The following is a 258-nucleotide window of genomic DNA, read 5'->3' as shown; positions in this document are numbered from 1 at the left end:
AATTCCGGCGCCGGCAGCGGGCGCGAGAAGTAATAACCCTGCATTTCGTCGCAGCCCTGGTGGCGCAGGTAGTCGAGCTGCTCGGCCGTCTCCACGCCTTCGGCGATCACGGACAGGCGCAGGTTGTGCGCCAGCGCGATGATCGAGGCCACGATCGCGGCGTCGTTGGCATCGTGGGTGATGTCGTTGACGAAAGAGCGGTCGATCTTGAGCACGTCGATGGGGAAGCGCGACAGGTAGGAGAAGCTCGAGTAGCCG

Annotated in this window: 1 protein-coding gene; it reads right to left on the bottom strand. The window is 64.0% G+C overall.

Features of this window, described 5'->3' with window-relative positions; genetic code table 11:
• A partial coding sequence (locus tag FN960_RS21960) for an EAL domain-containing protein (protein WP_143850837.1) occupies window positions 1-258 on the bottom strand: 258 nt, incomplete at both ends.

It is taken from the genome of Alkalicoccobacillus porphyridii (genome assembly GCF_007293315.1).
In the GTDB taxonomy this organism is placed as follows: domain Bacteria; phylum Bacillota; class Bacilli; order Bacillales; family Bacillaceae_D; genus Alkalicoccobacillus; species Alkalicoccobacillus porphyridii.
This window is presented reverse-complemented; position numbering and strand designations above follow the sequence as displayed.